This is a genomic window from Methylobacterium sp. Leaf102 (assembly GCF_001422425.1).
Classification (GTDB): domain Bacteria; phylum Pseudomonadota; class Alphaproteobacteria; order Rhizobiales; family Beijerinckiaceae; genus Methylobacterium.
Map to the genome: position 1 here is coordinate 37,138 of NZ_LMMX01000009.1, position 25,535 is coordinate 62,672.

Below are 25,535 nucleotides of genomic sequence, written 5' to 3' on the forward strand. Positions count from 1 at the left end.
GGCTTGGCGTCCTCTCATCACGTCCAGGCTACCTCGGTCACGCATCCGCCGACCATTGGATTTCGCACGCCGCGAGGCGTCTGAGAGGGACGTGACCGGACTCCCCCTCCTGAAAGGAGAGGGGACCCGCGCTGCCCGCGAGATAGGGGGAACGCCGTCGCTCGCGAAAAACGAGCGCCCGTGTTCCGTCACCCTACGCGCAGCGCGTAAGGGGAAAGACCCTCAGCTTGCGCCCTAACCCGCATCGTCCGGCGGCCCGAAGCGGTTGGCGCCGGAGGAGCCGCGCCGCATGAGCGTCTCGACGATAAACCAGGCCGAGAATCCGAGGATCGCCAGCAGCAGGGCGATGACGAGGAGGGGGGCGGTGTCGACCATCCGGTCGAGGGGGGCGAAGCCGACGGCCTGGGCGAGGCCCCAGGGGACGAGCCACCCGGCGGAACGGTCGCGATCGTGCAGGCGCCGGGCGGTGGCGGCGAGCATGGCGAGGCCGACGACGGGCAGGGTGGCCGCCGTGAGGATCGCCGCCGCACGGCCCCCGAGGCCGGCGAGCCAGATGGCGAAGCAGAGCAGGCCCGCCCCGTACAGGATCGTCCGGACGAAGACGCGCCGGTAAGCGCCCGCCGACATGCGGCCGCGCGGATCGAAGGCACGCGCGAGAATTCCGAAGAACCTCATGTGCCGCGCGGTTTCACCCGCCGGGTCGGCGGCTCGGCCACGGGGTCCTCCGGCCAGGGGTGGCGGGGATAGCGCCCGCGCATCTCGGCGCGCACGGCGCTCCACGAGCCGCGCCAGAAGCCCGGCAGGTCCCGTGTGATCTGGATCGGCCGCGAGGCCGGCGAGAGCAGGTGCAGCACCAGGGGAATGCGCCCGCCCGCGATGGACGGGTGGCGCTCCAGGCCGAACAGCTCCTGCACCCGCACCGCCAGGACCGGGCCGCCCTCGGCGTCGTAGTCGAGGGCGATGCGCGAGCCCGTCGGCACCGCGACATGGGTCGGGGCTTCCGTGTCGAGGCGGGCGCGCAGGTCCCACGGCAGCAGAGCGTGCAGCGCCCGGCCGAGATCGTCCGGCGTGATCGCATCGACTCCGAGGCGCCCGACGATCTCGGGCGSGAGCCACGCCTCGATGGTTGCCGTGAGGGCCTCGTCCGACAGGTCGGGCCAGGCTGGATCGGCCGCGCGCAGGAAGCGCAGGCGGGCGAGCCATTGCGACAGGGCCGGCGTCCAGGGCAAGGCGGCGAGCCCGAGTTCGGCCACACCCCGGGCCAGGATGGCGGCGGATTCTTCATCGGGGGGCACCGGCCGGATGCGCTCGCCCAGCACCAGCGTGCCGAGGCGCCGGAGCCCCCGGGCGCGCAGGGCGCGCGCGCTCCGGTCGAAGGTGACCTGATCGGTGCTGGCGATGCGCTCGGGGAACAGCGCCTCGAGGGCGTCGAGGCCGATGGGGGCGGCGGCGAGGATGCGGCTTTGCGCGGCGGTGCCGGTGATGTCGGCCACGACGAGGAACGGTGCGCGGGCGAGCGCCAGGGCGGGATCGAGGCGTCCGGCGCGGCCGTTGGCCATGACGAACTCGCCGTCGCGGCCCCGCGCCCGCGCCACCCGGTCGGGATAGGCCAGCGCCAGGAGGGGGCCGGGCTCGGAGAAATCGACGGCGGAGGCGGTCGTGGCCTCGGCGGCGAAGGTCTCGGCCTGCTTCGCCCAGCCTTGGGCGAGGCGGCGCATGTCCCCGGCGCGGGGCCCGCGATCCCGGCCGTAGCGCTCGACCCGGTCGCCCAGATCGACGGCGTCGCCGCCGAGCCCGCGCTCCACCAGCACGGCGGCGAGGTCGGCCGCCTCGCGCGCCCGTCCGTGGGCGGCGGCGGCCACCACCATCCGGGCGAGGCGCGGGGGCAGGGGGAGGGCACGGAGCGCCTGCCCCATGGGGGTGAGGCGGCCGTCGCCGTCGAGGGCGGCGAGGTCGGAGAGCATGGCGCGGGCTTCCGCCAGTGCCGGGGCGGGCGGCGTGTCGAGGAAGCCGAGGGTGGTCGGGTCGGCGACACCCCAGGCGGCGCAATCGAGGAGCAGGCCCGCGAGGTCGGCGGCCAGGATCTCGGGGCGTCCGAACGGCTCGAGGGCGTTGGTCGCGGCCTCCGACCACAGGCGGTGGCACACGCCCGGTTCCGTGCGGCCGGCGCGGCCCCGGCGCTGGTCGACGGAGGCGCGCGAGGCCCGGGCGGTGACGAGGCGGGTCAGCCCGAGGCCGGGCTCGTAGACCGGCAGCCGCGACAGGCCGGAATCCACGACGATGCGCACGCCCTCGATGGTGAGGGAGGTCTCGGCGATGCTGGTGGCGAGCACCACTTTGCGCCGCCCCGGTGCCGCGGGGGCGATGGCGCGGTCCTGCTCGGCCGGGGTGAGGGCGCCGTACAGGGGGGCGATGTCGGTGTCCTCCCCGACCCGGTCGGCCAGGAGGGTCGCGACCCGGCGGATCTCGCCCTGGCCCGGGAGGAACGCGAGGACGGAGCCCGGATCGGCGCGCAGGGCCCGCAGCACCGTGTCGGCCATCACCTCCTCGATGCGCCGGTTGGGGTCACGCTCGACGTGGCGGGTGTCGACGGGAAAGGCGCGCCCCTCCGATTCGATCACGGGCGCGTCGGACAGCAGCCGCGCCACCCGCGCGCCGTCGAGGGTCGCCGACATCACGAGGATGCGCAGATCCTCGCGCAGGGCGCCCTGGGCATCGAGCGCCAGGGCCAGGCCGAGATCGGCGTCGAGGGAGCGCTCGTGGAACTCGTCGAACAGCACGGCGCCGATCCCTGAGAGTTCTGGATCGTCGAGGATCATCCGGGTGAAGACGCCCTCGGTGACCACCTCGATGCGGGTGCGGGCGGAGATCTTCGAGCCGAGGCGCACGCGCAGGCCGACGGTGTCGCCGACGCGCTCGCCGAGGGTGCGCGCCATGCGTTCGGCCGCGCCCCGGGCGGCGAGGCGGCGCGGCTCCAGCAGGATGATCTTTCGGCCCGCGAGCCATGGGGCGTCGAGGAGCGCGAGGGGGACGCGGGTGGTCTTGCCGGCGCCGGGCGGGGCCACGAGCACGCACGAGGCGCGGGAAGCCAGCGCCGCCGCGAGGGCGGGCAGGACCGCCTCGATGGGAAGAACCGCGAAGGACATATCGGTGCGAGGGCGCGCAGGTTGCATCGCCCGCCCTGGTGCCGCGAACCGGCCGCGGCCGCAAGCGGGGCCGGCCGCAATGGCCTGCGCGGCGCGCCTCAGGCGGCCTGGACGGTCTCGAGGAAGCCCGAGACTTCGCCGCTCAACCGCTCGGACTGGCGGGACAGGTCCGAGGCCGCGGCCAGGACCTGAGAGGCCGCCGCACCTGTCTCCGCCGCCGCCCGGGTGACGCCGCCGATGCTGACGGTGACGGATTGCGTGCCCTGCGCGGCCTGGGTCACGTTGCGGACGATTTCCTGGGTGGCCGCGCCCTGCTCCTCCATGGCCGCCGCGACGCCGACGGCGATGCTGCGCAATTCGACGATGGTCGCCTCGATGGCCCGGATGGCGGCGACGGCCTGTCGGGTCTCGCCCTGGATGGTGGTGACCTGGACGGAGATCGTCTCTGTCGCCCGCGCGGTCTGCGCCGCCAGTTCCTTGACCTCGCCGGCGACGACGGCGAAGCCCCGGCCGGCCTCGCCGGCCCGCGCCGCCTCGATGGTGGCGTTGAGGGCGAGCAGGTTCGTCTGCGCCGCGATGCCGGAGATCAGTCCGACGACGGCGCCGATCTTCTCGGCCCCCTCCGCGAGGCCGAGCACGATGGTGCTGGTGGCGGCCGCATCCGCCGCCGCGCGCTCCGCCATGTCGCTGGAGCGCGCGACCTGAACGGTGATCTCGCCGATGGACGCCGACATCTCCTCGCTCGCGGCCGCCACGGTCTGGACGTTCGCGGAGGTCTGTTCGGCCGCGGAGGCGACGCTCAGGGACTGGCCGGCGGCCTCGTCCGCCGTGCGGCTCATGGCCTGGGCGGTGGCCTCCATCTCGGTGGCGGCGGAGGACAGGCCTTGGGTCAGCTGGGTGATCTGGTTGCGGAACGCCTGCGTCGCCTCGTCGAGTACCCGGGTGCGGCGCATCTTGGCGGCATTCTCGACCTCGGCCGCGCGGTCCGCGTCGAGCTTGGCGATGAGCGCCTGCTTGAACACGCCCACGGCCTTGGCCATGGCGCCGATCTCGTCCCGGCGGTCGGCTCCGTCGATGGCGGCGGTGAGGTCGCCCCCGGCGAGGCGCGCCATGGTGCCGGTCATGCGGTGCAAGGGGCGGGAGACCTGGACCAGAACCGTGTAGACGCCGTACGCGATGGCAATGGCCGCGAGGGCCAAAGCGGTGAGCAAGGCCAGGCGCGACCAGCCCGAGAGCGCCGTGGCGCGACCGTACTCGGCTTCCGCCTCCCGGACCTGGAACGCCGTCAGTGCCGCGAGCGTCTGGTTCGTGGCTTCCACGTTCGCCAGCAGGGTCGCGTGGGCGGTGGCGAGTTCCCCTTGCGCGCCACCGGCGATGCGCCGGAGGAGTTCGGCGACGACGGTCTCGTTGCCGGCGATCCGGTCCTGCAGGGCCGACGCGAGGGGCTTCTCGTCGGGTGCCAGGTAGGTCGCCAGGTAGGCCGAGGCCTGGGTACGGATGCTCGCCAGATCCCGTTCGATCCGCGCCTTGGCGGCCGGAGCGGCGATGAGCCCGTCCCTCGCCTCGCGCGAAGCGACGACGAGGTCGTCGTAGGCGTCCCGGATCAGGCTGAACTGCCGCAGGCAGACGACGCGATCGTCGAAGACCGAGCGAAAGCTCTGCTGGCTCCAATGCAGGGCGAGGTTGCCCATCGCCGTCGCCCCGAGCAGGAGCAGGCCCATCACCGTGAGAAGCGTGACGAGGCGGCCTTGAATCGTCGTGAGCATGGCAAGCGTCCGAAGCATGATCGCGGGTTCGGTGGAGGGACGAAACGCCCGCCGCATCGGAGCCCCGGCTTGGATCGACCGTAGGAGGAAACTCTTTAAGATCGTATGATCCGGCGTCCGATCCGCCGTGACGGGTCCAACAACCGGACTCTTCGGCGGGTCTGATAGACAGTAATAATTCGGTCTATTGCTGGAGTTTGAACGAAAAATATCCCGCCCTCAATCACAATTTTTTGCACAGATTTGAAAGAATTGCGTATTCGGCGAAATATTGGTCCTGATCGTTCCTGCGCAGTGACGTAGATATTGTTCGGTCATTGTGATTGAAGCCCCGACCGAAGACGCGAAGTCGTTTGGACCCGTTTCGACATCGCTCGATCTGCATGCGATCCTGATCGGGACTTGCATCGTCGAATCGCAGATCGGCCGAAGTCCGTCGGCGCGGCGGGCCGTTCGCGGCACGGTGCCGCGTCGCTCGTTTCGGCACATCGGTCCGGACAGGCCGGCTTAATCCCGTTCAGCTTAAGGAAAATGTCAGTCGTTTCAGGCCGTTGCCGTCGTTTATTGCGACGTTTCCGCGGAACGGAATCTTGAGCGGCGACTTTATGCCCCGACGCCCACCCGGCGCATGGACGAAAGACGAACCGAATGACCAAGATCGCCATCGCACTCGCTGCCAGCACCCTGCTCGGCGCCTTCGGAATGACCGCCGCCTCCGCTGCCCCGGCCATGCCGGTCGGCGCCCCGATCGTCGCCGGCGACCAGTCGGTGGAGCAGGTCGCGAGCCGTCACCGCCACTACCAGGGCATGCGCTACCGCGGCATGGGCCATGGTCACCGGATGCACCGCCGTCCGGCCTCGCGCATGAGCAGCAACCCGAACGCGCGCAACCCGCAGCAGCCGGGCTTCATGCAGCAGAAGGGTCAGACCACGGGCGGCCCGCGCTACTGAGCGCCCCGAACACCGCCGACCGATCCGGTCGGACAGAAGGGCCGGTGCGCGAGCGCCGGCCTTTTTTCGTTGGGCCGTACCTGTCGCGCGCAACGGCCCGAGTTCGGCGCTTCTCCCCAGCCGATGCGACGGGCCGCGCTGATCAGGGACGCCCGGGTCTGTTAGGCTGGCGCCATGTCACAGGCCATGCAGCAGCGCCCCGCCCGTTCGATGCCGAAGACCGGCTCCGCCCCGTCGGACTACACCACCAGCGCGGCGGTCCTCGACACCGCCGGCGCGACGCCGATGATGGCGCAGTACATCGAGATCAAGGCCGCCAACACCGACTGCCTGCTGTTCTACCGGATGGGGGATTTCTACGAGTTGTTCTTCGAGGACGCCGAGATCGCGTCCCGGGCGCTGGGGATCGTCCTGACGAAGCGCGGCAAGCACGGCGGGGCCGACATCCCCATGTGCGGCGTGCCGGTGGAGCGCTCCGACGACTACCTCAGCCGCCTCATCGCGCTGGGACACCGCGTCGCCGTCTGCGCCCAGACCGAGGATCCGGCGGAGGCGAAGAAGCGCGGGCCCAAATCCGTCGTCCGGCGCGAGGTGGTGCGCCTCGTCACCCCCGGCACCATCACGGAGGACCGCCTCCTGGATCCGGCCCGCGCCAACGTCCTGCTCGCCATCGGCCGCAACAAGGGCGGGGCCGCCAAATCGGAGTCCGCCAAGGATCAGGCCGCGTACACCTACGGGCTCGCCGCCCTCGACATCTCGACGGGGCGCTTCGCCGTGAGCGAAGTGCCGGCGTCGGAACTCGCCTCGGCCATCGCCCGGCACGAGCCGCGCGAGATCGTCCTGTCGGAGACCATCCACGCCGATCCGGCGCTGGCCCGCCTGTGGCGCGAGATTCCCGCTCCCGTGACGCCGCTGGCCCAGGCGGAGCTGGAGCCGGCCGGGGCCGAGCGACGGATCAAGGCGCAGTTCGGGGTCTCGACGCTGGAGGGATTCGGCCAGTTCGGCCGGGCCGAGCTCGCGGCGGCGGGCGCGGCCCTGCTCTACATCGAGCGCACCCAGATCGGCGCGCGCCCGACCCTGTCGCCCCCGACCCGCGAGGCCTGCGGCGCCACCCTCGCCATCGACGCGTCGACCCGGGCCAATCTCGAACTCACCCGCACCCTGTCGGGCGAGCGCCGGGGCAGCCTGCTCGACGCCATCGACCGCACGGTCTCGGCGAGCGGCGCGCGGCTGCTGGCCGAGCACCTCGCCGGTCCCCTCACGGACCTCGCCGCCATTCGCCGCCGCCACGCCGCCGTCGCCTGGCTCTGTGAGCAGGGCGTCTCGCGAAAAACGTTCCGCGAGATCCTGGCGCGGGCGCCGGACCTCGCCCGCGCCCTGTCGCGCCTCGGCCTCGGGCGCGGCGGCCCGCGCGATCTCGCGGCGCTCCGCGACGGCCTCGACGCCGCGAAGGGCCTGGCCGCGCACCTCGCCGCCCTCGACGGTCTGCCGGACGACCTCGCCGCCCTCGGAACCGGGCTGTCCCAGGTCGATGCCGGCCTCGTGGCGCACCTCGCCGCGGCGCTGGCCGACGACCTGCCGCTCAAGCGCGCGGATGGCGGCTTCGTCCGCGAAGGGTACTCGCCGGAGATCGACGAGGCCCGGGTGCTCGGCCAGGACTCGCGAAAGGTCATCGCGGCCCTGCAGGCGCGCTACGCCGAGGAGACCGGCTGCCGGACCCTGCGGATCAAGCACAACAACATGCTCGGCTACTACATCGAGGTGCCGCAGGCGGTGGGCGAGGGCTGCCTCAAGGGGGTGATGCGCGAGACCTTCATCCACCGCCAGACCATGGTGGATGCCATGCGCTTCACCAGCGTCGAACTCGGCGACCTCGAAGGCCGCATCTCCGGCGCCTCCGACCGGGCCCTGCGGCTCGAGACGGCGGTGTTCGACGCGCTGTCGGGCGAGGCCCTCGCCCAGGCCTCCGCCATCGCGTCCGTGGCCGAGGCCCTGGCCGCCCTCGATGTGGCCGCCTCCCACGCCGACCTCGCCGTGGAGCGCGACTGGCGTCGCCCGGTGGTGGACGACGGCTACGGCTTTTCCGTCACGGGTGGGCGCCACCCCGTGGTGGAGGCGGCGCTCGGGCTCTCCGGCGAGCCGTTCATCGCCAACGACTGCGACCTGTCGGGGGAGGGGCGCGGCCGCATCCGCCTCATCACCGGCCCGAACATGGGCGGCAAGTCGACCTTCCTGCGCCAGAACGCCCTCATCGCCGTGCTGGCGCAGATCGGCGCCTTCGTGCCGGCGGCGAGCGCCCAGCTCGGCCTCGTCGACCGGCTGTTCTCCCGCGTCGGGGCGGCCGACGACTTGGCCCGCGGGCAATCGACCTTCATGGTCGAGATGGTGGAGACCGCCGCCATCCTGAACCAGGCGACCCGGCGCTCCCTGGTGATCCTCGACGAGATCGGGCGCGGCACCGCGACCTTCGACGGCCTCTCCATCGCGTGGGCCTGCCTCGAACACCTGCACGAGAAGAACGCCTGCCGCGCCCTGTTCGCCACCCATTTCCACGAGTTGACCGCTCTGGGCCAGCGCCTGTCGCACCTCAACAACGCCACCCTTAAGGTCGCCGAGCACCGGGGCACCGTGGTGTTCCTGCACGAGGTGGTGCCGGGTGTGGCCGACCGCTCCTACGGGCTCCAGGTCGCGCGCCTCGCCGGGTTGCCGCCGGGGGTGATCGCGCGGGCGGGCGCCATCCTGAAGAACCTGGAGAAGTCCGAGCGCGAGCGCCCGACGCGCCCGCGCATCGACGACCTGCCGCTGTTCGCCGCCCTCTCGCCGCCGCCGCTGGAGGAAGCCCCCCCGGAACGCGAGGATGGCCTGCGCCGCGTGCTCGACGACATCGACCCCGATGCGCTCACCCCGCGCGAGGCCTTGGAGGCGCTGTACCGGCTGAAGGCGGCGCGGGACGGGTGAGTCACCGCCCGGCCTTCGCATCAAGCGACCTGCAATTGCGCGCTCCGGCGGAAGCGGGGGCGGACTTCGCCGCATTCCCAAGGCGACCGGCACGAGGCGGCCCGAACGCGGATGTCCGCCGTTCGCTCCATCACCAATAAGCTGACATCAGCTCCGCCACCCAGTCCGGTTGCCGCACCTCCCCCCGAGGGAGAAACTCGCGCATGACCGGCTTCACGTCGATCACGGGCGTACCGTCGATGGCATCCAGACCCTCGACGGAGAGCTGAGTGCCCACGACGGACACAATTCGACAGACCGTAACGCCCAATCGGTTCGGACGATTCCGGCCGCGCTGGGCGAAGATGCCGGTGAGGGGCAAATCCGCCCTGCCGCGCGGATGGCGTGCGCCCACCTCGACCGCTTCCGGCAACACGCGATCGAAGAGAAAGATCACCTCCACATGACTGAACGCATTGAGGCCTGCGAACGCATCCGCGCCGAACCGCACCGGGTCCAGTTCGATGAAGGAATGGCTTTGCCCCCAATCGTCATCGGTCGGCTCGGAGCGTCCGCCACGGACAAATCCAATCGTCTCGATCCTATGGGCCGTCATGCGTCCGATTCCGTTCAGCTCACGCTGGCAAATGCCGTGTTGCGACCTGATCGGGAAAAGACTGACCCGTCAAAGGGCCACCGGGTCCATACGACCGACCGCCGACGGGCTTCCGACGTCGCCACGCCTACAGACGTGAGGCGGCCGGGCTCCCCCTCCTTGCGGGCACCGCACTCGCACATCTCGCAGACAGCGCGGGCGTGTTTCCCTCAGGGATGCAGCCGTTCCCACCCATCGGCGGCGAGCCGGAACCCGTCGAGGCCTTCCAGGCTCGCGGCGTGGCCGGCGCGGCACTCGGCGACGTAGCGGAGCGCGCCCGCCACCACCCGCTCGGAATAGGGCTTGGCGATCACCCCGACGGCGCCGGCGAAATCGTCGGGAATGCGCTTGGCGTTGGCGGTCATGAACACCACCGTGGTGCGCGGGTCAGCGCTGAGCGCCCGGGCCACGGCGACGCCCGTGGGGCCGTCGATGAGGTGGATGTCCACCAGCGCCACGTCCGGGTGGGTCGAGAGGCCCAGCGCGATGGCTTCCTGGGACGAGCCGGCGACGCCGACGGTGACGTGGCCGAGATCCTCGAGCAGGCATTCGAGTTCGAGGGCGATGAGCACCTCGTCCTCGACCACCAGGATGCGCAGGCACGGTGCCGCCCCGCCCGCGCCCGCGCCCGGAGTCACTTGGCCCATTGCGGCAACTCCTCGGCGGTGGTGTCGGCCGCCTCGCGCAGGGAGATGGCGTCGAGGGGTACGCTGATCTCGACCCGGGTCCCGGGTGTCGTCTCGCTCCAGGCGATGGTTCCGCGCAGCTGCCGCACGACCATTTCCACGAGGGAACGGCCGAAGCCCGCCGGGTTCGGGATCGCGGCGGCGAGGCCGACGCCGTCGTCCTCGATCAGCATGTGCAGGGCGCCGTCCCGGCGTCGCGCCGTGATGCTCACTCGCCCGGCGCGGTTGTCCGGGAAGGCGTGGCGCACGGCGTTGGTGGCGAGTTCGTGCAGCATCAGCGCCAGGGGCGCCGCCATGGCGGCCGACACCGCCACGGAATCGATGGCGGCGCTCACGGCCGTACGCTCGCCGTCGAGGCCGGCGACGAGGTCGCCCAGGAAATCGTCGGCGAATTCGCGCAGGTCGAACCGGGTCACGTCCCCGGCCGAGTAGAGCATGCGGTGCACCGTCGAGAGGGCGCCGATGCGCTCGGCCATGCCGTTGAGGGCGTCGCGCGCCTCGCCCTCGGGGGTGCGCCGGGCCTTGAGCAGCATCAGCGACGAGATCACCTGGAGGTTGTTCTTCACCCGGTGGTCGACCTCGTGGAGCAGGGCGGTCTTCTGCTCCAGGGTGGCGCGCAGGTCCGCCGTCTGCTCGGACACGCGGCGCTCGAGGTCGATGTTGGCGAGCGTCATCGCGACTTCGAGGCTGTGCTTGCCGGTCATGTCGGCCTGTGCCGAGTAGTAGTGCGTGACGGCGCCGGTGGCGTCGCGCACGGGCGACAGGGTCATGCCGTTCCAGAACGAGGTGCCGTCCTTGCGGTAGTTCACGAGTTCGGCCTCGAAGCTGCGGCCCTCCGCGACGGCCGCGGAGATGCGCGCCACGGTCTCGCGGTCGGTCTGCGGCCCCTGCAGCATCCGGCAGTTGCGGCCTTCGAGCTCGTGCCAGGCGTAGCCCGTGAGGGCGAGGAACGCCGCATTGGCCCAGACGATGGGATGGGCGCCGCCCCGCACTTCCGTGAGGACCATCGGCGTCGGGCTCTCGGAGAAGGCCGAGGCGAGGGTCGTTTGCGCGAGGGCCGCCGGCACCGCCTGATGAGCCGTATCCGTCATGGCAGGTACCGACCGCCTTCGGAACGCGGGGAGGGGCGGTTCGTCACATGGGCCATCCCGGTAAGGCGCGGCGCCGCGCAGCCGACGGTCGGCGTGCAGCCGACCGGTCCGACGCGATGCAAGGCCCAGTCCCGCGAGACCGAGTCCCGAAAGGCCCCGTCCCGCATGTACGCAGTTTGGACGCACGCTGTTAACAAGTTATCGGCCATTTCTGAGATCGGTCGGAGGATCGCGGCCCGAGTGGTCGCGACGAGGAACGGCCGGCCCTCGGCCACCGTCCGCTCCGGTTGCCGGAAGTAAGCGCCGGGCTTGAGAGGAGTTCCATTCCATGGCTGCAAGCCGAGTGCGTCACGCGCCGCGCCTGCGCGATTTCGCCCGCGATCCGCGTATTCCGCTGATGCTGGCCCTGGGCTTCTCGTCGGGCCTGCCGCTCCTTCTCGTGCTCGGCACCTTCTCGACGCGGCTCGCCTATTCGGGCGTCGACATCAAGGCCATCGGGCTCTTCAGCTACGTCGCGCTCCCCTACACCCTGAAGTTCCTGTGGGCGCCGCTCATCGACCGGTTCGACGTGCCGGGGCTGACCCGCCGCCTCGGGCGCCGGCGCGCCTGGATGGTGACGACGCAAGGCGCCGTCGCCGCCGCCCTCGCCCTGATGGCCTTCGCCGACCCCGCGACCAGCCTCGCGCTCCTCGGGCTGGGGGCCTTCCTCCTGGCATTCTGCGCCGCCACGCAGGACGTGGTCATCGACGGCTGGCGCATCGACGCCGCCGGCACGGATCTCCAGGGCGTTCTCGCCGCCACCTCGAACCTCGGCTACCGCTTCGGCCTCATGTCGGCGGGGGCCGGCGCCCTGTTCCTCGCCGCCGCCTACGGCTGGCGCGCCGCCTACCTGCTCATGGCGGCCCTGATGCTCGTCGGGCTCGTGGCCGCGCTCCTCGCCCCCGCCTTCGACCGCACGGGGGACGAGGCCCGCGCCGCCGCCGCCGTCGAGGCGGCTGCCGGCCGTCCGGCCAAGGTCTGGAGCTTCAGGGGCGCGGTGCTGGAGCCCCTCGCCGAACTGCACGCGCGCCTCGGGCCCGGCCTGTGGGCGATCCTCGTCCTCGTGGCGCTCTACCGGATGCCGGACTTCATCTCCGGCGTGATGGCGAGCCCGCTCTACTTCCAGGTCGGTTTCACCCTCACGGAGATCGGCGCCGTGTCGAAGCTCTACGGCATCTGGGTCGGCATCGCCGGCGCCTTTGTCGGCGGCTGGGCGATGCAGCGCTTCGGCCTGTTCCCGACCCTCGTGGTCGGCGCCTTCCTGGGCGCGGCCTCGAACCTCGCCTTCTCGTGGCTGTCCTTCGGCGGGCCGGAGGTCTGGCGCCTGACGGCGGCGATCTCCATCGACAATTTCTGCGGCTCCTTCGCGGGCATGGCCCTCATCGCCTACATGTCAAGCCTCACCGCACCGGGCTTCGCCGCGACCCAGTACGCCCTGTTCTCCTCGCTCTACGCCCTGCCGGGCAAGCTCGTGGCCGGCACCTCCGGCTACATCGTCGCCGCCTACGGCTACCCGGTGTTCTTCGCCATCACGGCGGCGGTGGGCATCCCCGTGGTGGTGCTGTGCCTGTTCGTCGGACGGGCCGGCGAGCGCAGTGCCGCAAAGGCAGCCGGGATCGCGGCCGAGGCCTCCGCGAATCCCGCGGCGCTGGCCGACCCGGCCGGGCCGGAAGACCTGCCCGACGCTCGGGGCGGGAACCATCCGCGCGGCACCGGGCTTGCTCCTTCCGATCCATCCGCCGTCCCGGCGCCCGGCCCCCGCATGAGACCGCAGACGTGAGCAACATCTTCCTCATCGACGACACGAGCGCGGCCACCCCGGCCACCCAGGACGCCACCCTGAGCGACGCGGACGTCGCCGCCCTACGCCGGGCGGTGCGAACCCTGGAGAATCCCGGCCTCGCCGCGCGTCTCTCGGCCGCCGCCGGCGCGCCCCTCGACGCCATCGGCCGCGCCCTACCGGAGGCGGTGACCGGGGTCGTGTCGCGGGCGACCGAGAGCGCCATGCACACCGCCCTGCGGGTCGCCCTCGCGACCCTGCCGGAGAAGACCGTGCTGCCGGCCGACGGCACGAGTCTCGTCGAGGCGATCGCGGAGGCCCCCGTGGGGGCGGGGACGCGCCTCGGCCGCCTGCTGCCATCGAGCGACTTCGCCCACAAGGCCATGGCGGCGATGTCGGGCGCCGTCGGCGGGGCCTTCGGGCTCGCGACGCTGGCGGTGGAACTGCCGCTGTCCACCACCCTGATGCTGCGGTCCATCGCGGGGATCGCCCGCGAGGAGGGCGAGGATCTGGCCGAGCCGGAGAACGCCCTCGCCTGCGTGCAGGTGTTCGCCCTGGGGACCCGCGGGGCCGAGACCCCCCTCTCCGAGAGCGGCTACTTCGCCGTGCGCGCGGCGCTGGCCAAGACCATGGCGGAGGCGGCGCGCTACGCCGGCAACCGTGCCCTCCTCGACGAGGCTGCCCCGGCCCTCATCCGGTTCTCGGCGCAGATCGCCGCCCGCTTCGGGATCGTCGTCTCCCAGAAGGCCGCCGCCCAGGCCGTGCCGATCCTCGGCGCCGTCGGGGGGGCTGCCGTCAACGCCGCGTTCATGGACCACTTCCAGGCCATGGCGCGGGCCCACTTCACCGTGCGGCGCCTGGAACGCACCTACGGCGCCGCCCTCGTGCGCAAGGCGTACGACGCGGAGAAGGCGGCCACGGCGGCGTGACCCCCGGAGAAACGATGCCGGCCGCATCCGCCGGAGCGGCGTCGCGTCCCGGTGTCCCGCTCGATCCATACGGGCTCTGGTCCGAGCCTGGGAGCCGACCCCGCACCGGGATCGTTCCAGGCTCCCGTACGCGCCCCCGGAACCCGGCATCGTCAATCGGACGAGCGGTGTGTTTCCCGATCTCGGGTTCTGCGGCGTGGCCCCGGGATGCGTTGGTTCAATCCTATGTCCCGGCCGGATAACGCTGCGCCAGAAGGGCATAGACGAGCCGCGCTGTCTGTACCTCGCCGCCCTCGGGACGACCGGGCTTGGTCGAGGGATTCCAGCCGTAGAGGTCGAAATGGACGTGCGCCCGGGTGGCGGGCGCGAAGCGGCGCAGGAACAGCGCGGCCGTGATGGCCCCCGCGAAGGGGCCGCCGGGGGCGTTGTTGAGGTCGGCGATCTTCGAGTCGAGCAGACCCGCATAGGGGGCGTGCAGGGGCAGGCGCCACACCGGGTCGAACGCCGTCCGGCCCGCCGCCGCGACGGCCTCCGCCAGGGCGTCGTCCTCCGTGAAGAACGCCGGCAGGTCCGGGCCCAGGGCCACGCGGGCCGCCCCCGTCAGGGTGGCGAAGTCGATGAGCAGGTCGGGGGCCTCGGCATCGGCCAGGGCCAGTGCGTCGGCGAGGATGAGGCGCCCTTCCGCGTCGGTGTTGCCGATCTCGACGGTGAGGCCGGCGCGGCTGCGCAGCACGTCGCCGGGCCGGAAGGCCGCGCCCGAGACGGAATTCTCCACCGCCGGGATGAGGACGCGCAGGCGCACGGGCAGATGCGCCCCCATCACCATGGCGGCGGCGGCCAGCGCCGCGGCGGCCCCGCCCACGTCCTTCTTCATCAGCAGCATGCCGGCGGACGGCTTGATGTCGAGACCGCCGGTGTCGAAGGCGACGCCCTTGCCGACCAGGGTGACGCGGGGGGCGGCGGCATCGCCCCAGGTCAGGTCGATGAGGCGCGGCGCGCGGGGCGAGGCGGCTCCGACGGCGTGCACGAGGGGGAAATCGCGCGCGAGATCGTCGCCCGACACCACCGTGACGGCGGCGCCGTGCCGTTCGGCCAGCGCGCGCGCGGCCGCCTCGATCTCGGCAGGTCCGAGGTCGTTGGCCGGGGTGTTGACGAGGTCGCGCCCGAGCGCCACGGCGGCGGCGATGCGGGAGACCGCCTCGGCATCGACGCCCGCGGGGGCGACGAGGCGGGGCAGGGCGGGGCCGGCCGGAACGGCTTCGCCGGCGGGAACGGCCTCTCCGGCCGGAACGGCCGCACGGTAGCGGGTGAAGCGGTAGCCGCCGAGCAGCCACGCCAGTGCGGCTTCCGTGCCGTCGAAGCCGGTGCCCTCCAGGCGGTAGGTGCCGGGCGGAAGCGCGCCGGCCAAGGTCCCGGCGAGGAGCCGTTCGCGGGCCGGGTTCGCTGCGCCGAGGCCGAACAGCACCCGCGCCAGGGTGCCGTCGGGCCCCGGCAGCAGGGCGATGCGGCCGGCCTTCGGCGTGAAGCCCGTCGCTCGGGCGTAGGCCGCCTCGCGCGGATCCAGGGCGGCCTCGATCCGGGGCCAGTCCGACGACCCGACGCCGGTGATGGGAATGGCGGAGGCGTGGTCGGAGTCGGGGGCGAACAGGGAGGTCAGGGCTCGGGCTCCTCGGCCGTGGGGCGGGATTAACCGCTGCTTAGGGTTAACGGTCTATCACCCGGAGACCGGCCCCGTGAAGCAACGGCCGGCGGGCAAGGTTGAGGCGGAGTCGCGCAATGGTCAGGCCGCGTTTGGCATCGGCACGGACGCTCCGGCGCCTCGCGGGGATCGCCGCTCTGGCGCTCCTGTCCAGCGCCTGCACCCGCCAGGACGGCCCCGAGACCACCGGCTCCCTCGGCGGTCTCTCCCTGCCGCGCCTCGGCCGCGCGCCCGCCAACGTGGTGTCCCGCCGCGAGGTCGACGCCATGGGCGAGCGCTACACCGCCGATCCCAACGACGTTCCCCTGGCCCTGCGCTACGCCCAGGCCCTGCGGGCGACGGACCAGCGGCCCCAGGCCGTGGCGGTGCTTCAGCAGATCGCCCTGCGCAACCCGAAGAACACGGCGGTGCTCGCCGCCTACGGCAAGAGCCTGGCCGAGGTCGGCCGCTTCACCGAGGCCGCGGAGGTCCTCCAGAACGCCCACACGGCGGCCCAGCCCGACTGGCGCGTGCTATCGGCCCAGGGTGCCGTCGCCGACCAGCTCGGCGACCACGCCCGGGCGCAGGGCCTGTACGAGGCCGCCCTCAGGATCCAGCCGGACGATCCGGTGATCCTGTCGAATCTCGGCCTGTCCTACGCTCTGGCCAAGCGCCTCGACGAGGCCGAGGCCACCCTGCAGCGCGCCGCCGCCCAGCCCCGGGCCGATGCCCGGGTGCGCCAGAACCTCGCCCTGGTCTACGGCCTCAAGGGCAAGTTCACGGACGCCGAAGCCGTGTCCCGCCAGGACCTTTCGCCCGAGGAGGCCGCCGCCAACACCGTGGCCCTGCGTGCCTTCGTCGCCCAGCCGAACGCCTGGAAAGCCATCAAGGCCTCGGACAAGGCGAAGGCCGCCGGATCGAGGGCGGCCGAGCGCGGCTGAGTCACACCTCCGCGGCCACCTGCGCGTCCACCTGGAGAATCTCCACCGGTCCATCCTGACCGTCCGAGAACACCCCCGCCGTGAGGGTGGCGCCGAAGACGCAGGCCGTGTCGAGGTTGGTCCGGTGCGGGCGCAGGTCCGGTCGGCCGTCCATTTGCGGCGTGTGGCCGTGGACGACGTGGCGCCCGAAATCGTAATCCGCCGACAGGAACGGCTCGCGGATCCAGAGCCGGGTCGGTTCGTCCGGATCGATGCCGGGCCGGCCGGGGCGGAAGCCCGCATGGACGTAGTAGCGGCGCGCATCCTCCCAGACCGTCGGCAGGGCCGACATCCAGTTCAGCACGTCGTGGGGCAGGGCCTGCGGATCGCGGGTGCCGAAGGAGCGCAGGGTCGCGACCCCGCCGTTCTCGAGCCAGGGCGCGCTCCCGAACCCGTCGCGATAGGCGGCCAGCATCAGGCTCTCGTGGTTGCCCATGAGGCAGGTGACGGCCTCGGGCTCGGCGGCCTGAAGGGCGCGCAGGGTCGCGACGACCCCGGCACTGTCCGGCCCGCGGTCGATGTAGTCGCCGAGGAAGACGAGGCGGCGCGGGGCGCCGGCCCGGTGCCGGTCGATGGCCGCGAGCAGGCGCCGCAGGGCATCGGCGCATCCGTGGATGTCGCCGATGGCGTAGGTGAGGCCGCTCTCCGACACGGGTGGCGCCGGCCGCTCAGGCGACCTTGGTCAGGCCGGCCGTGGCCTTTGGCGTGTTCACGGTCGCGGCCTCGGTCGGAACCACGGCCGTTTCCGGCGTCTTGACCGGCGCGACCGCCGTCTCTGGCGTCTTGGCAGACCCGGCGGCCTTTTTCGGCCGATCCGTCGGCTTTCCCGTCACGGCGGCGGCTTCCTCGGCCGTGAGGATCGGCGTCGGGGACTCTCCCTCCTCCAGAACCTCGTCCGTGTGGACGTCGAAGCGCAGGAGCAGCGCCGTGGCGAAGCTCGTCGAGATGGCCACGTCCGTGGCGTCGCGGCCCCGGGCGATGACGATGCGGCCGATACGGCGGCGGTTGTTGCGCGCGTCGAACGTGTGCCAAGCGCCGCCGAGATAGACCTCGAACCAGGCGGAGAAATCCGGCGGCGGCACCACGGGCACGCCGATATCGCCGAGGTAGCCCGTACAGTAGCGCGCCGGAATGTTGAGGCAGCGGCAGAACGCGACGGCCAGATGCGCGTAGTCGCGGCAGACGCCGCGCTGCTGGGTGTAGGCGTCGTGGGCCGAGCGGGTGGCGTCGGCGTCCTGGTAGTTGAACTTGATGTGGCGGTTGACGAAGTCGCACACGGCCTGAACCCGGCCCCAGCCCTCCGGCCCGGCACCGAACAGCTCCCAGGCGATGTTCGACAGCTTGTCCGTGTCGCAGTAGCGGCTGCCGAGGAGGAACCGCATGGCCTCGTCCGGCAGGTCCTGCACCGGATGCTGCCTCGCGTCCGGCACCACGGGATCGAGCTCCCCGGAATCGTGCACGAGGAAATCCGTCGCCACGGTGATCCGGCCGGCCGGCGCCAGGATGCGGGTGGTGACGTTGCCGAAGGCGTCGAGATACTGGTGCGCATCCACCGGCGGATCGAACGTCATCACCTCGGGCGTCAGGATATCGCCCGCCCGCGACGGGTGTACGCTCAGCAGGAACATCATCGGCGTCGGCTGAAACGTCTCGTACGTGATGGCGTAACCGGTCCGGATCTTCATGATGGCGGCACTGCTCCAGTGCAAGCCCGAACCGGACTTGTCGAAATAGGGGTTAAGACGGAAACCGCCGGCAACTCTTTATCGTTGCACCGGCGTCGATCAATAAGTGTTGCGCCGGAGACTTATCCGAAACCAGACGCCGCCAAATCTCCCGGCAGGATGCAGAGCCCGGTACCGGGTGGCAAGGCAGCGCCGTGTTTTGTCGGTGCAGGGTTTCACGCGCCCGCCGGATCTTCATCGGTGTTCGCCCGAGAGCACCCCCGGGCCATGCCTCTCGGCCCATGCATGAAGAGGGCCAGCCGCCTCAGCGCAGCCAGCCCCGCAGGCGTCGCACGGCGTCGGCGCAATCCGCATGCGAGCCGGCGAAGGAGAACCGGACGTGGTGGCCGCCGTCGACGCCGTCGAAGTCGAGGCCCGGCGTCGCGGCGACGCCGGCCTCGTCGAGCATCCGCCGGCAGAACCCGGCCGCGTCGTCGGTGAGGTTCGAAACGTCGGCGTAGAGGTAGAACGCCCCGTCGGCCGGGTGGGTGCGGCCGAGGCCGAGGCCCGGAAACGCATCGAGCAAGAGGGCGCGGTTGGCGGCGTAGCCGGCCCGTACGGCCTCCACCTCCTCCACGGCGTCGAACGCCGCGATGGCCGCCACCTGGGACAGGTAGGGGGCGGAGATGAACAGGTTCTGGGCCAGGCGCTCCACCGGGCGCACCAGCCATTCGGGCACCACCATCCAGCCGATGCGCCAGCCGGTCATACACCAGGTCTTCGAGAACGAGTTGATCACGACGGCGTCGGGCTCGTAGCGCAGCGCCGTGTCCGTCGGCACGCCGTAGCCGAGGCCGTGATAGATCTCGTCCGAGATGAAGCGGAGCCCCAGGGCGCGGGCCGTGGCGCAGAGTTCGGCGAGGCGCGCGGGTTCGATGACCGTGCCGGACGGGTTGGCCGGGCTCATCACCAGCACGCCGGAGAGCGGCGTTTCCGCGTGGAGCGCGCGCAGGCCCTCGCTCGTCGGGGCGTAGCGGTCCGCCTGCCGGAGGGGCAGGGGGGCGGGCACGAGGTCGAGGGCATGCAGGATGCTGCGATAGGCCGGATAGCCCGGTTGCGGCACGGCGACCCGGGCGCCGGCATCGAACAGGCCGAGGAAGGCCAGGATGAACCCCGCCGACGAACCCGTGGTGACGACGATGCGCCCGGGCGCCACGTCGAGGCCGTGGGTGTCGGCATAGTGCCGGGCGATGCGGGCGCGCAGCGCCGGCAGGCCCAGCGCCTGGGTGTACGGCAGGGCGCCGCCGGCCAGCGCCGCTTGCGCCGCCGCGATCACGGCGCGCGGGGCGGGGGCCGAGGGCTGGCCGACCTCCATGTGGACCACGCCGTCGCCCCGGGCCTCGCGGGCGGCGGCGGCGGCCATCACGTCCATGGCGAGGAACGGTGCGACGCGGGCGGCGCGCCGCGATGGCAGCAGAGGCGATGCGGCGATGGAAGACGCGGGGAGGGGCGTTGGCGAAACCGTCATCGCACCTCCGTAGAGCCGATCAGGCTGGACGGAAACTGCTCGGGGCCCGCGACCGAGATTGACCGGCCGCCGCGAAAACGCCTAACCCCGCCGATAGACGCACGCCCATCGTGCACGATCATCTTACGGCCGGTGGCGTTTTCATCCGGTCCCCTCCGCGAGGACGCATGCCCCTGCTCCGGTCCCTACTCACCTCCGCCATGCTGTTCAGCGCCTCCGCCGCGTGGGCCCAGGCCGCCCCGCAGTCCGCGCCGGCGGCGACTGCCCCGGCGGCGACGGCCGCGACCTCGGCCGCCCCGGTGTTCTCCGACACCCAGCGCCAGGCCATCGAGGCCATCGTCAAGGATTACCTCGTCAAGAATCCGGACGTGCTGCAGGAGGCCATCGCCGAGGGCGAGAAGCGCGCGCAGGAGACCCAGAAGCTGGCGCAGGCCGCCGCCCTGAAGGAATCCCGCGACACCCTCACCAATTCGCCCCACGGCGTCGTCGTCGGGAATCCTGCGGGCGACATCACCGTGGTGGAGTTCTTCGACTACAATTGCGGCTATTGCCGCAAGGCGCTCGGCGACATCCAGGCCCTGGTCAAGTCCGATCCGAAGCTGCGCGTGGTGCTGCGCGACTTCCCCGTGCTGGGCGCAGAATCCCTCGAGGCGAGCAAGCTGGCGCTGGCGGCCAAGCAGCAGCTGAAGGCCGACCGGATGTTCGAGTTCCACGTCAAGCTTCTGGAGACCAAGGGCCGGGTGACGGGCGAGCGCGCGATCGCCGTCGCCAAGGAAATGGGCCTCGACACGGCGCGCCTCGCCAAGGACGCGCAGGGGCCCGAGGTCAAGGCGGCGCTCTCCGAGAACGTCAGCCTCGGCGACAAGCTTGGCCTCTCCGGCACCCCGGCCTTCATCATTGGCGACGAGGTGATTCCGGGCGCCGTCGGCGTCGATCCGATCCGCAAGGTCATCGCCGATGTGCGCCAGTGCGGCCACGCCGGCTGCTGAGGGGCCCCCGAGCCGCGAAGCGCCCCGAACCCGGGAGACCGCGTCTCCCGATACGACACGATCCAGCCTGACGACGACCGAGCCGATGCCCAAGGAGCCGATGTCCAAGAACGATCCCTTCGATCCGGAGCTCGTGCGCGAGCTCGCCAAGCTCATCACCGAGACGGATCTCACCGAGATCGAGGTCGAGAAGGGTGACCTGCGCATCCGCGTCGCTCGCCGCATCGAGCCGGTCCACGTCCAGGTGGCGGCCCCCGCCCAGGCGCTCGCCGCCGTGGCTCCGCCGCCCCCGCCGGCGGCCGGGCCGGGCGCCGTGCCCGAGCGCACCCGGGCGGGTGCGGGTCATCCCGGCGCCGTGCCCTCGCCCATGGTCGGCACCGCCTATCGCCGCCCGTCGCCGGACGCCAAGGTGTTCGTCGATGTCGGCTCCAAGGTGGAGGCCGGCGAGAAGGTTCTCCTCATCGAGGCCATGAAGACCTTCAACGAGATCGTGGCCCCCCGCGCCGGCACCGTCACGGCCGTCTTCGTCGAGGACGGCCAGCCCGTCGAGTTCGGCGAACCCCTCCTCGTCATCGAGTGAGGCGCGAGGCACCATGTTCGACAAGATCCTGATCGCCAATCGCGGCGAGATCGCCCTGCGCATCCTGCGCGCGGCCAAGGAACTCGGGATCGCGACCGTCGCAGTCCATTCCACGGCCGATGCCGACGCCATGCACGTGCGGCTCGCCGACGAGAGCGTGTGCATCGGCCCCCCGGCCGCCCGCGACAGCTACCTCAACATCCCGTCCATCATCGCCGCCTGCGAGATCACCGGGGCGGACGCGGTGCACCCCGGCTACGGTTTTCTGTCGGAGAACGCGCGCTTCGCCGAAGTCCTGGCCCATCACGAGATCGGATTCATCGGCCCGAAAGCCGAGCACATCCGCATCATGGGCGACAAGATCGAGGCCAAGCGCACGGCGAAACGCCTCGGCATCCCGTGCGTGCCGGGCTCCGAGGGCGGGGTCGATGACCCCGTGGAGGCCAAGCGCATCGCGGCCGAGATCGGCTATCCGGTGCTGGTCAAGGCAGCCTCCGGTGGCGGCGGCCGCGGCATGAAGGTTGCGCGCTCCGAGGCCGACCTCGAACAGGCCCTGGGCATGGCCCGCCAGGAGGCCAAGGCGGCCTTCGGCGACGATGCGGTCTACCTCGAGAAGTACCTGGAGAAGCCGCGCCACATCGAGGTTCAGGTGCTGGGCGACGGGCGCGGCAACGCCGTGCATCTGGCCGAGCGCGACTGCTCGCTCCAGCGCCGTCACCAGAAGGTGTGGGAGGAGGGCGGTTCGCCGGCCCTCAACGAGGCGATGCGGGCCGAGATCGGCGGCATCTGCGCCCGCGCCATGCAGGAGCTGAAATACCTCGGCGCCGGCACGGTGGAGTTCCTCTACGAGGACGGCCAGTTCTACTTCATCGAGATGAACACCCGCATCCAGGTCGAGCATCCGGTCACCGAGATGATCACCGGGATCGACCTCGTGAACGAGCAGATCCGCGTCGCCGCCGGTCTGCCGCTGTCGGTGACACAGGACGAGATCAGCGTGTCGGGGCACGCCATCGAGTGCCGGATCAACGCCGAGCACCCGGCGACCTTCCGGCCGTCCCCCGGCCTCATCACCTACTTCCATCCGCCAGGCGGCCTCGGCGTGCGGGTCGATTCGGCGGTGTTCCAGGGCTACCGCATCCCGCCGCACTACGACTCGCTCATCGGCAAGCTCATCGTGCACGGGCGCACTCGCAACGAGTGCCTGATGCGCCTGCGCCGCGCCCTGGACGAGTTCGTGGTGGATGGCGTCGACACCACCCTGCCGCTGTTCCGCACCCTGGTGCGCAACGCCGATGTTCAGAACGGCGCCTATGATATCCACTGGCTGGAGAACTTCCTGGCGGCCGGGGGCCTCGACGAGCCATAAATCTTCAGTTTCGCATCGGAACGAGCAACCGTGGCGGGAACGGCGCGGGGTCGACTTTCGTTCACCCGTGACATCGTGCCGCCGAGTCCGGTCGCCGACCAGGGCTGGTCAGCGTCACCTCCGGCGCAGTGCTCTCGCCCGTGTCCGCCGAGGAACCGTCCATGCGCCTCTCCTACGTTCTGATCGCCACCGCCCTCCTCGCCACCCCCGCCCTGGCGCAATCCTCGTCCGGTAATGTCGGCCAGCCCGAGCGCGGCGTTCCGCAGGCGGGCAACACCGCCGGCGGCCCCATCGACAAGCCCTCGACCCGCGACATGGCCCCGACCCGGACCGAGTCGACGCCGGTGGGCGAGGGCGGCATGTCCCCCGGCGCGGGCTCCGTCGACTCGGCCAAGGGGGGCAACGCATCGGACCCGACCCGCGGGGCGCCGAACACCGGCAGCACGTCCGGCGGTCCGGCCCAATAGACCGCCCCGCGGCGAGCCGGGTGTGACACCCGGCTCGCGAAACCGAACCGTCCGTCATTGGCCGGCTCCCCATGGGGCCGGCCTTTTTTCATGCGCAATCCGAGACGGTGTTCGGGCACGCGCCGTCACCATCACGATCAATTGATAAGGAAAGAAATCCCCGGTTTGGGTCCGGTCGCGTGGCTATGCGGACCCGATACCTGCCGCTTTCCGCTCATTGCGGATGGTGAAGGCCCCAGAATCCCCCTGCGTGGGGCGGCCACGGCAAGGGCGCCAGGGCCACGCGATGCGGCATTTTGCCAGCAAATAGTTCGCCGGAACCGATTGCGCACAATCGACTTCTCTCCCCACACCGGACGGGAGACAGACAGTTTCCCAGCCAGGGCCATCGGCCCCGCGCCAACCGGACACACCCCAGCATCCCGAAAGACACCCATGCGTTCCGTGACCCTCGCCGTCGCCGCCTTTGCCCTGTCCGTGACCGGCGCCCTGGCCCAGTCCCCCTCCGGCAATGTCGGCCAGCCGGAGCGCGCCGTGCCGCAGGCCGGCAACACCACGCGCGGCCCGATCGACAACCCGTCCGTCTACGGCGCCTATCGCAATCCCGAGACCGGCCTCGTCGACCTCGACGCGACGGGCAGCGTCGGTGCCCGTCCGCTCCCCTCGAACAGCGAGGCGATCATCGTCGACTCGGCCAAGGGCGGCAACGCCGAGCAGATCAACCGCACGGTGCCGAACCTCGGCACGACCTCGGGCGGCCCGGAGTTCTGATCGGCGGACCCGGTCCCGATTCGTCCAGCGGCGGAGCCTCCCGGCTCCGCCGTTCCGTGTTCGGAGCCCGCCTTCACCCTGGCATTCCGGCGCGCGCCACGCCAAAGTCTCCTCCATGCAAAGTCTTTTCCATGCATGACGCGGACCGCGTGGACATCACGCCCGAAATCCTGCTCAAGGCCTACGCGGCGGGCATCTTTCCCATGGCGGAGGATGCCGACGATCCGGCAATCTACTGGGTCGAGCCGAAGGCGCGGGGCATCCTGCCCCTGGACGGCTTTCACGTCGCCAAGCGCCTCGCCCGCACCGTGCGGTCGGACGCCTTCGAAGTCCGGGTCGACCACGATTTCGACGCGGTGATCGCCGGATGCGCCGCACCGCGCCGCGATGCCGCGCGCACCTGGATCAACGCCCGCATCCGCGACCTCTACGGCGCGCTCTTCGACGCCGGCCACGCCCACACGGTGGAGGTCTATGCCGAGGGCCGCCTCGTCGGCGGACTCTACGGGGTCTCCCTCGGGGCGGCGTTCTTCGGCGAGAGCATGTTCCACACCGTGCGGGACGCCTCGAAAGTCGCCCTGGTCCACCTCGTCGCCCGCCTGCGGACCGGGGGCTACCGCCTTGCCGACACCCAGTTCGTCACCGACCACCTGCTGCAGTTCGGCGCCGAGGAGGTGCCGCGCCACGTCTATAAGCGACGTCTCGCCGAGGCGATCACCGGCGACGCCGATTGGGATGTGTGGCCGCGCGGCGTGGTGGTCGACGGGCACACGGCGCTTGCGGCGATCGCGGCGCCCTAGCGGACGCGGGGTCCTGACGGACGCGGGGTCGGTGACCGATACGGTGAGCCCGCCCGGTGCAACGCATCGGCGCTCATCGCGCCATGGCCGACGGACCCTTCTGCGCGGGCAGGGGAATCGCGGCCGCAGGCACGGACGGTGCGATCGCTGCCGGCGTCGGCGTCAGGGCGTCGAACGGAAGCCAGCCCTCGAACGGATCCGGCCCCGCCTCGCAGCGGTGCCAGCGCCAGATCTGGCGGGCGGCGTTCGGCGCGTACCAGCGTCCGGCCCGGCCCTCGGCGAGGACGATGCCGAGGGTGCGGTGCCTGAGCCAGACCCGGTCGACGTCCTGCGGGGCCGTGTTCATCCGGCGCCATTCGGGGGTGTGCTGCATGGTGGCTCTCCCGGAACGAATGCGGGGCCGGACGGATGTCCGGCCCCGCATGTGGAGGGTTCGAGGGGCGTCAGGCTGTGACGATGCGCGGGGCCTGGACGGTCTCGGGGGCGATCTGCGCCTGGGCCACGACCCGCTTGCGCCAGGGCTTCAGCACGGCGATGGCCAGCAGCGAGGCGAGGACGTTGGCGCCGGCCGCGACCAGGAACACCCCGTCCCAGCTCCCCGTGCTCTGCTGCAGGTAGTTGGCCACCGGCACCAGCAGGGCCGCCGTGCCCTTGGCGGTGTAGAGCAGGCCGGCATTGGTGGCGGCGAACTTGGTGCCGAAGGTGTCGGTGCAGGTCGAGGGGAACAGC

The 25,535-nt window shown here is 71.6% G+C and carries 21 protein-coding genes and 2 pseudogenes; 11 read left to right on the forward strand and 12 right to left on the reverse strand.

All coding sequences use genetic code 11. The annotated features are described in order from the left end of the window. Nucleotides 1–234: 234 nt before the first annotated feature. The 3 genes from ASF27_RS07515 to ASF27_RS07525 all read right to left on the reverse strand — a co-directional run bounded on the left by ASF27_RS07515 (nucleotide 235) and on the right by ASF27_RS07525 (nucleotide 4,912). Complete coding sequence (locus tag ASF27_RS07515; protein ID WP_056358986.1) at nucleotides 235–675, reverse strand: DUF805 domain-containing protein; 441 nt, start codon at nucleotides 673–675, stop codon at nucleotides 235–237. Further along, the gene (gene hrpB / locus ASF27_RS07520) at nucleotides 672–3,146 is read right to left on the reverse strand and encodes an ATP-dependent helicase HrpB (protein WP_056358989.1); all 2,475 of its coding nucleotides are present in this window, start codon (nucleotides 3,144–3,146) and stop codon (nucleotides 672–674) included. The genes ASF27_RS07515 and hrpB overlap by 4 nt, the downstream gene beginning before the upstream one ends. 98 nt (nucleotides 3,147–3,244) lie before the next feature. Beyond that, entirely contained in the window at nucleotides 3,245–4,912 is a 1,668-nt protein-coding gene (locus ASF27_RS07525; protein ID WP_056359040.1) for a methyl-accepting chemotaxis protein, read from the reverse strand. A gap of 648 nt (nucleotides 4,913–5,560) precedes the next feature. Here ASF27_RS07525 and ASF27_RS07530 point away from each other — a divergent pair. Together ASF27_RS07530 and mutS are read left to right on the forward strand one after the other, a co-directional pair. Then, entirely contained in the window at nucleotides 5,561–5,863 is a 303-nt protein-coding gene (locus ASF27_RS07530; RefSeq protein WP_056169526.1) for a hypothetical protein, read from the forward strand. 210 nt (nucleotides 5,864–6,073) lie between these two features. Continuing rightward, nucleotides 6,074–8,821 (forward strand): DNA mismatch repair protein MutS, encoded by a 2,748-nt coding sequence (mutS, locus tag ASF27_RS07535; protein WP_056359047.1) that lies wholly within the window; start codon nucleotides 6,074–6,076, stop codon nucleotides 8,819–8,821. 130 nt (nucleotides 8,822–8,951) lie between these two features. On the opposite strand, the gene ASF27_RS07540 is transcribed toward mutS, so the two are convergent. The 3 genes from ASF27_RS07540 to ASF27_RS07550 all read right to left on the reverse strand — a co-directional run bounded on the left by ASF27_RS07540 (nucleotide 8,952) and on the right by ASF27_RS07550 (nucleotide 11,232). After that, on the reverse strand, nucleotides 8,952–9,416 hold the full coding sequence (locus tag ASF27_RS07540) for an SAM-dependent methyltransferase (protein WP_056358993.1): 465 nt from the start codon (nucleotides 9,414–9,416) through the stop codon (nucleotides 8,952–8,954). Between the two features lie 209 nt (nucleotides 9,417–9,625). Further along, nucleotides 9,626–10,102 carry a response regulator gene (locus ASF27_RS07545; RefSeq protein WP_056358995.1) on the reverse strand — a complete coding sequence of 159 codons (477 nt, stop codon included), beginning with the start codon at nucleotides 10,100–10,102 and terminating at the stop codon, nucleotides 9,626–9,628. Further along, entirely contained in the window at nucleotides 10,090–11,232 is a 1,143-nt protein-coding gene (locus ASF27_RS07550) for a histidine kinase dimerization/phosphoacceptor domain -containing protein (RefSeq protein ID WP_056262850.1), read from the reverse strand. Before ASF27_RS07550 ends, ASF27_RS07545 begins: the two co-directional genes overlap by 13 nt. A 397-nt stretch (nucleotides 11,233–11,629) precedes the next feature. Between ASF27_RS07550 and ASF27_RS07555 the strand changes: the two genes are divergently transcribed. Together ASF27_RS07555 and ASF27_RS07560 are read left to right on the forward strand one after the other, a co-directional pair. Continuing rightward, nucleotides 11,630–13,051 carry an MFS transporter gene (locus ASF27_RS07555; protein WP_244480946.1) on the forward strand — a complete coding sequence of 474 codons (1,422 nt, stop codon included), beginning with the start codon at nucleotides 11,630–11,632 and terminating at the stop codon, nucleotides 13,049–13,051. 5 nt (nucleotides 13,052–13,056) lie between these two features. Then, nucleotides 13,057–13,980: an EcsC family protein gene (locus ASF27_RS07560; RefSeq protein ID WP_244473731.1), complete on the forward strand. Its 924-nt coding sequence runs from the start codon at nucleotides 13,057–13,059 to the stop codon at nucleotides 13,978–13,980. A 223-nt stretch (nucleotides 13,981–14,203) separates the two neighbouring features. On the opposite strand, the gene ASF27_RS07565 is transcribed toward ASF27_RS07560, so the two are convergent. Further along, nucleotides 14,204–15,589, reverse strand: a complete 1,386-nt coding sequence (locus ASF27_RS07565; RefSeq protein WP_244480947.1) for a leucyl aminopeptidase family protein — start codon at nucleotides 15,587–15,589, stop codon at nucleotides 14,204–14,206. Between the two features lie 167 nt (nucleotides 15,590–15,756). On the opposite strand from ASF27_RS07565, the gene ASF27_RS07570 reads away from it, so the two are divergent. Next, complete coding sequence (locus ASF27_RS07570; RefSeq protein ID WP_056359004.1) at nucleotides 15,757–16,599, forward strand: tetratricopeptide repeat protein; 843 nt, start codon at nucleotides 15,757–15,759, stop codon at nucleotides 16,597–16,599. Between the two features lies 1 nt (nucleotide 16,600). Here ASF27_RS07570 and ASF27_RS07575 read toward each other — a convergent pair whose 3' ends face one another. The 3 genes and pseudogenes from ASF27_RS07575 to ASF27_RS07585 all read right to left on the reverse strand — a co-directional run bounded on the left by ASF27_RS07575 (nucleotide 16,601) and on the right by ASF27_RS07585 (nucleotide 19,830). After that, nucleotides 16,601–17,290 carry a metallophosphoesterase family protein gene (locus ASF27_RS07575; protein WP_056359008.1) on the reverse strand — a complete coding sequence of 230 codons (690 nt, stop codon included), beginning with the start codon at nucleotides 17,288–17,290 and terminating at the stop codon, nucleotides 16,601–16,603. A gap of 229 nt (nucleotides 17,291–17,519) precedes the next feature. Next, nucleotides 17,520–18,323: pseudogene (locus ASF27_RS07580) on the reverse strand (transglutaminase family protein); the annotation flags it as partial. A gap of 304 nt (nucleotides 18,324–18,627) precedes the next feature. Then, nucleotides 18,628–19,830: an aminotransferase class I/II-fold pyridoxal phosphate-dependent enzyme gene (locus tag ASF27_RS07585; RefSeq protein WP_200918703.1), complete on the reverse strand. Its 1,203-nt coding sequence runs from the start codon at nucleotides 19,828–19,830 to the stop codon at nucleotides 18,628–18,630. Nucleotides 19,831–19,997: 167 nt separating this feature from the next. Here ASF27_RS07585 and ASF27_RS07590 point away from each other — a divergent pair, with 167 nt between their 5' ends. The 6 genes from ASF27_RS07590 (at nucleotide 19,998) to aat (ending at nucleotide 24,806) form a co-directional block, all read left to right on the forward strand. Further along, nucleotides 19,998–20,819, forward strand: a complete 822-nt coding sequence (locus ASF27_RS07590; protein WP_056169501.1) for a DsbA family protein — start codon at nucleotides 19,998–20,000, stop codon at nucleotides 20,817–20,819. A gap of 100 nt (nucleotides 20,820–20,919) precedes the next feature. Beyond that, the gene (accB, locus tag ASF27_RS07595) at nucleotides 20,920–21,399 is read left to right on the forward strand and encodes an acetyl-CoA carboxylase biotin carboxyl carrier protein (RefSeq protein ID WP_056359059.1); all 480 of its coding nucleotides are present in this window, start codon (nucleotides 20,920–20,922) and stop codon (nucleotides 21,397–21,399) included. A gap of 13 nt (nucleotides 21,400–21,412) precedes the next feature. Beyond that, nucleotides 21,413–22,768, forward strand: a complete 1,356-nt coding sequence (gene accC / locus ASF27_RS07600) for an acetyl-CoA carboxylase biotin carboxylase subunit (RefSeq protein WP_056359013.1) — start codon at nucleotides 21,413–21,415, stop codon at nucleotides 22,766–22,768. Between the two features lie 161 nt (nucleotides 22,769–22,929). Continuing rightward, the gene (locus tag ASF27_RS07605; protein WP_056262829.1) at nucleotides 22,930–23,235 is read left to right on the forward strand and encodes a hypothetical protein; all 306 of its coding nucleotides are present in this window, start codon (nucleotides 22,930–22,932) and stop codon (nucleotides 23,233–23,235) included. 435 nt (nucleotides 23,236–23,670) lie between these two features. Continuing rightward, a complete protein-coding gene (locus ASF27_RS07610) occupies nucleotides 23,671–24,006 on the forward strand; it encodes a hypothetical protein (RefSeq protein WP_056169490.1) in 336 nt (111 codons plus the stop codon). Nucleotides 24,007–24,137: 131 nt separating this feature from the next. Continuing rightward, a complete protein-coding gene (gene aat, locus ASF27_RS07615; RefSeq protein WP_056169488.1) occupies nucleotides 24,138–24,806 on the forward strand; it encodes a leucyl/phenylalanyl-tRNA--protein transferase in 669 nt (222 codons plus the stop codon). A gap of 73 nt (nucleotides 24,807–24,879) precedes the next feature. On the opposite strand, the gene ASF27_RS07620 is transcribed toward aat, so the two are convergent. Continuing rightward, complete coding sequence (locus tag ASF27_RS07620) at nucleotides 24,880–25,179, reverse strand: hypothetical protein (RefSeq protein ID WP_056359015.1); 300 nt, start codon at nucleotides 25,177–25,179, stop codon at nucleotides 24,880–24,882. 70 nt (nucleotides 25,180–25,249) lie between these two features. Continuing rightward, nucleotides 25,250–25,535 (reverse strand): annotated as a pseudogene (locus ASF27_RS07625) (oxalate/formate MFS antiporter); the annotation flags it as partial.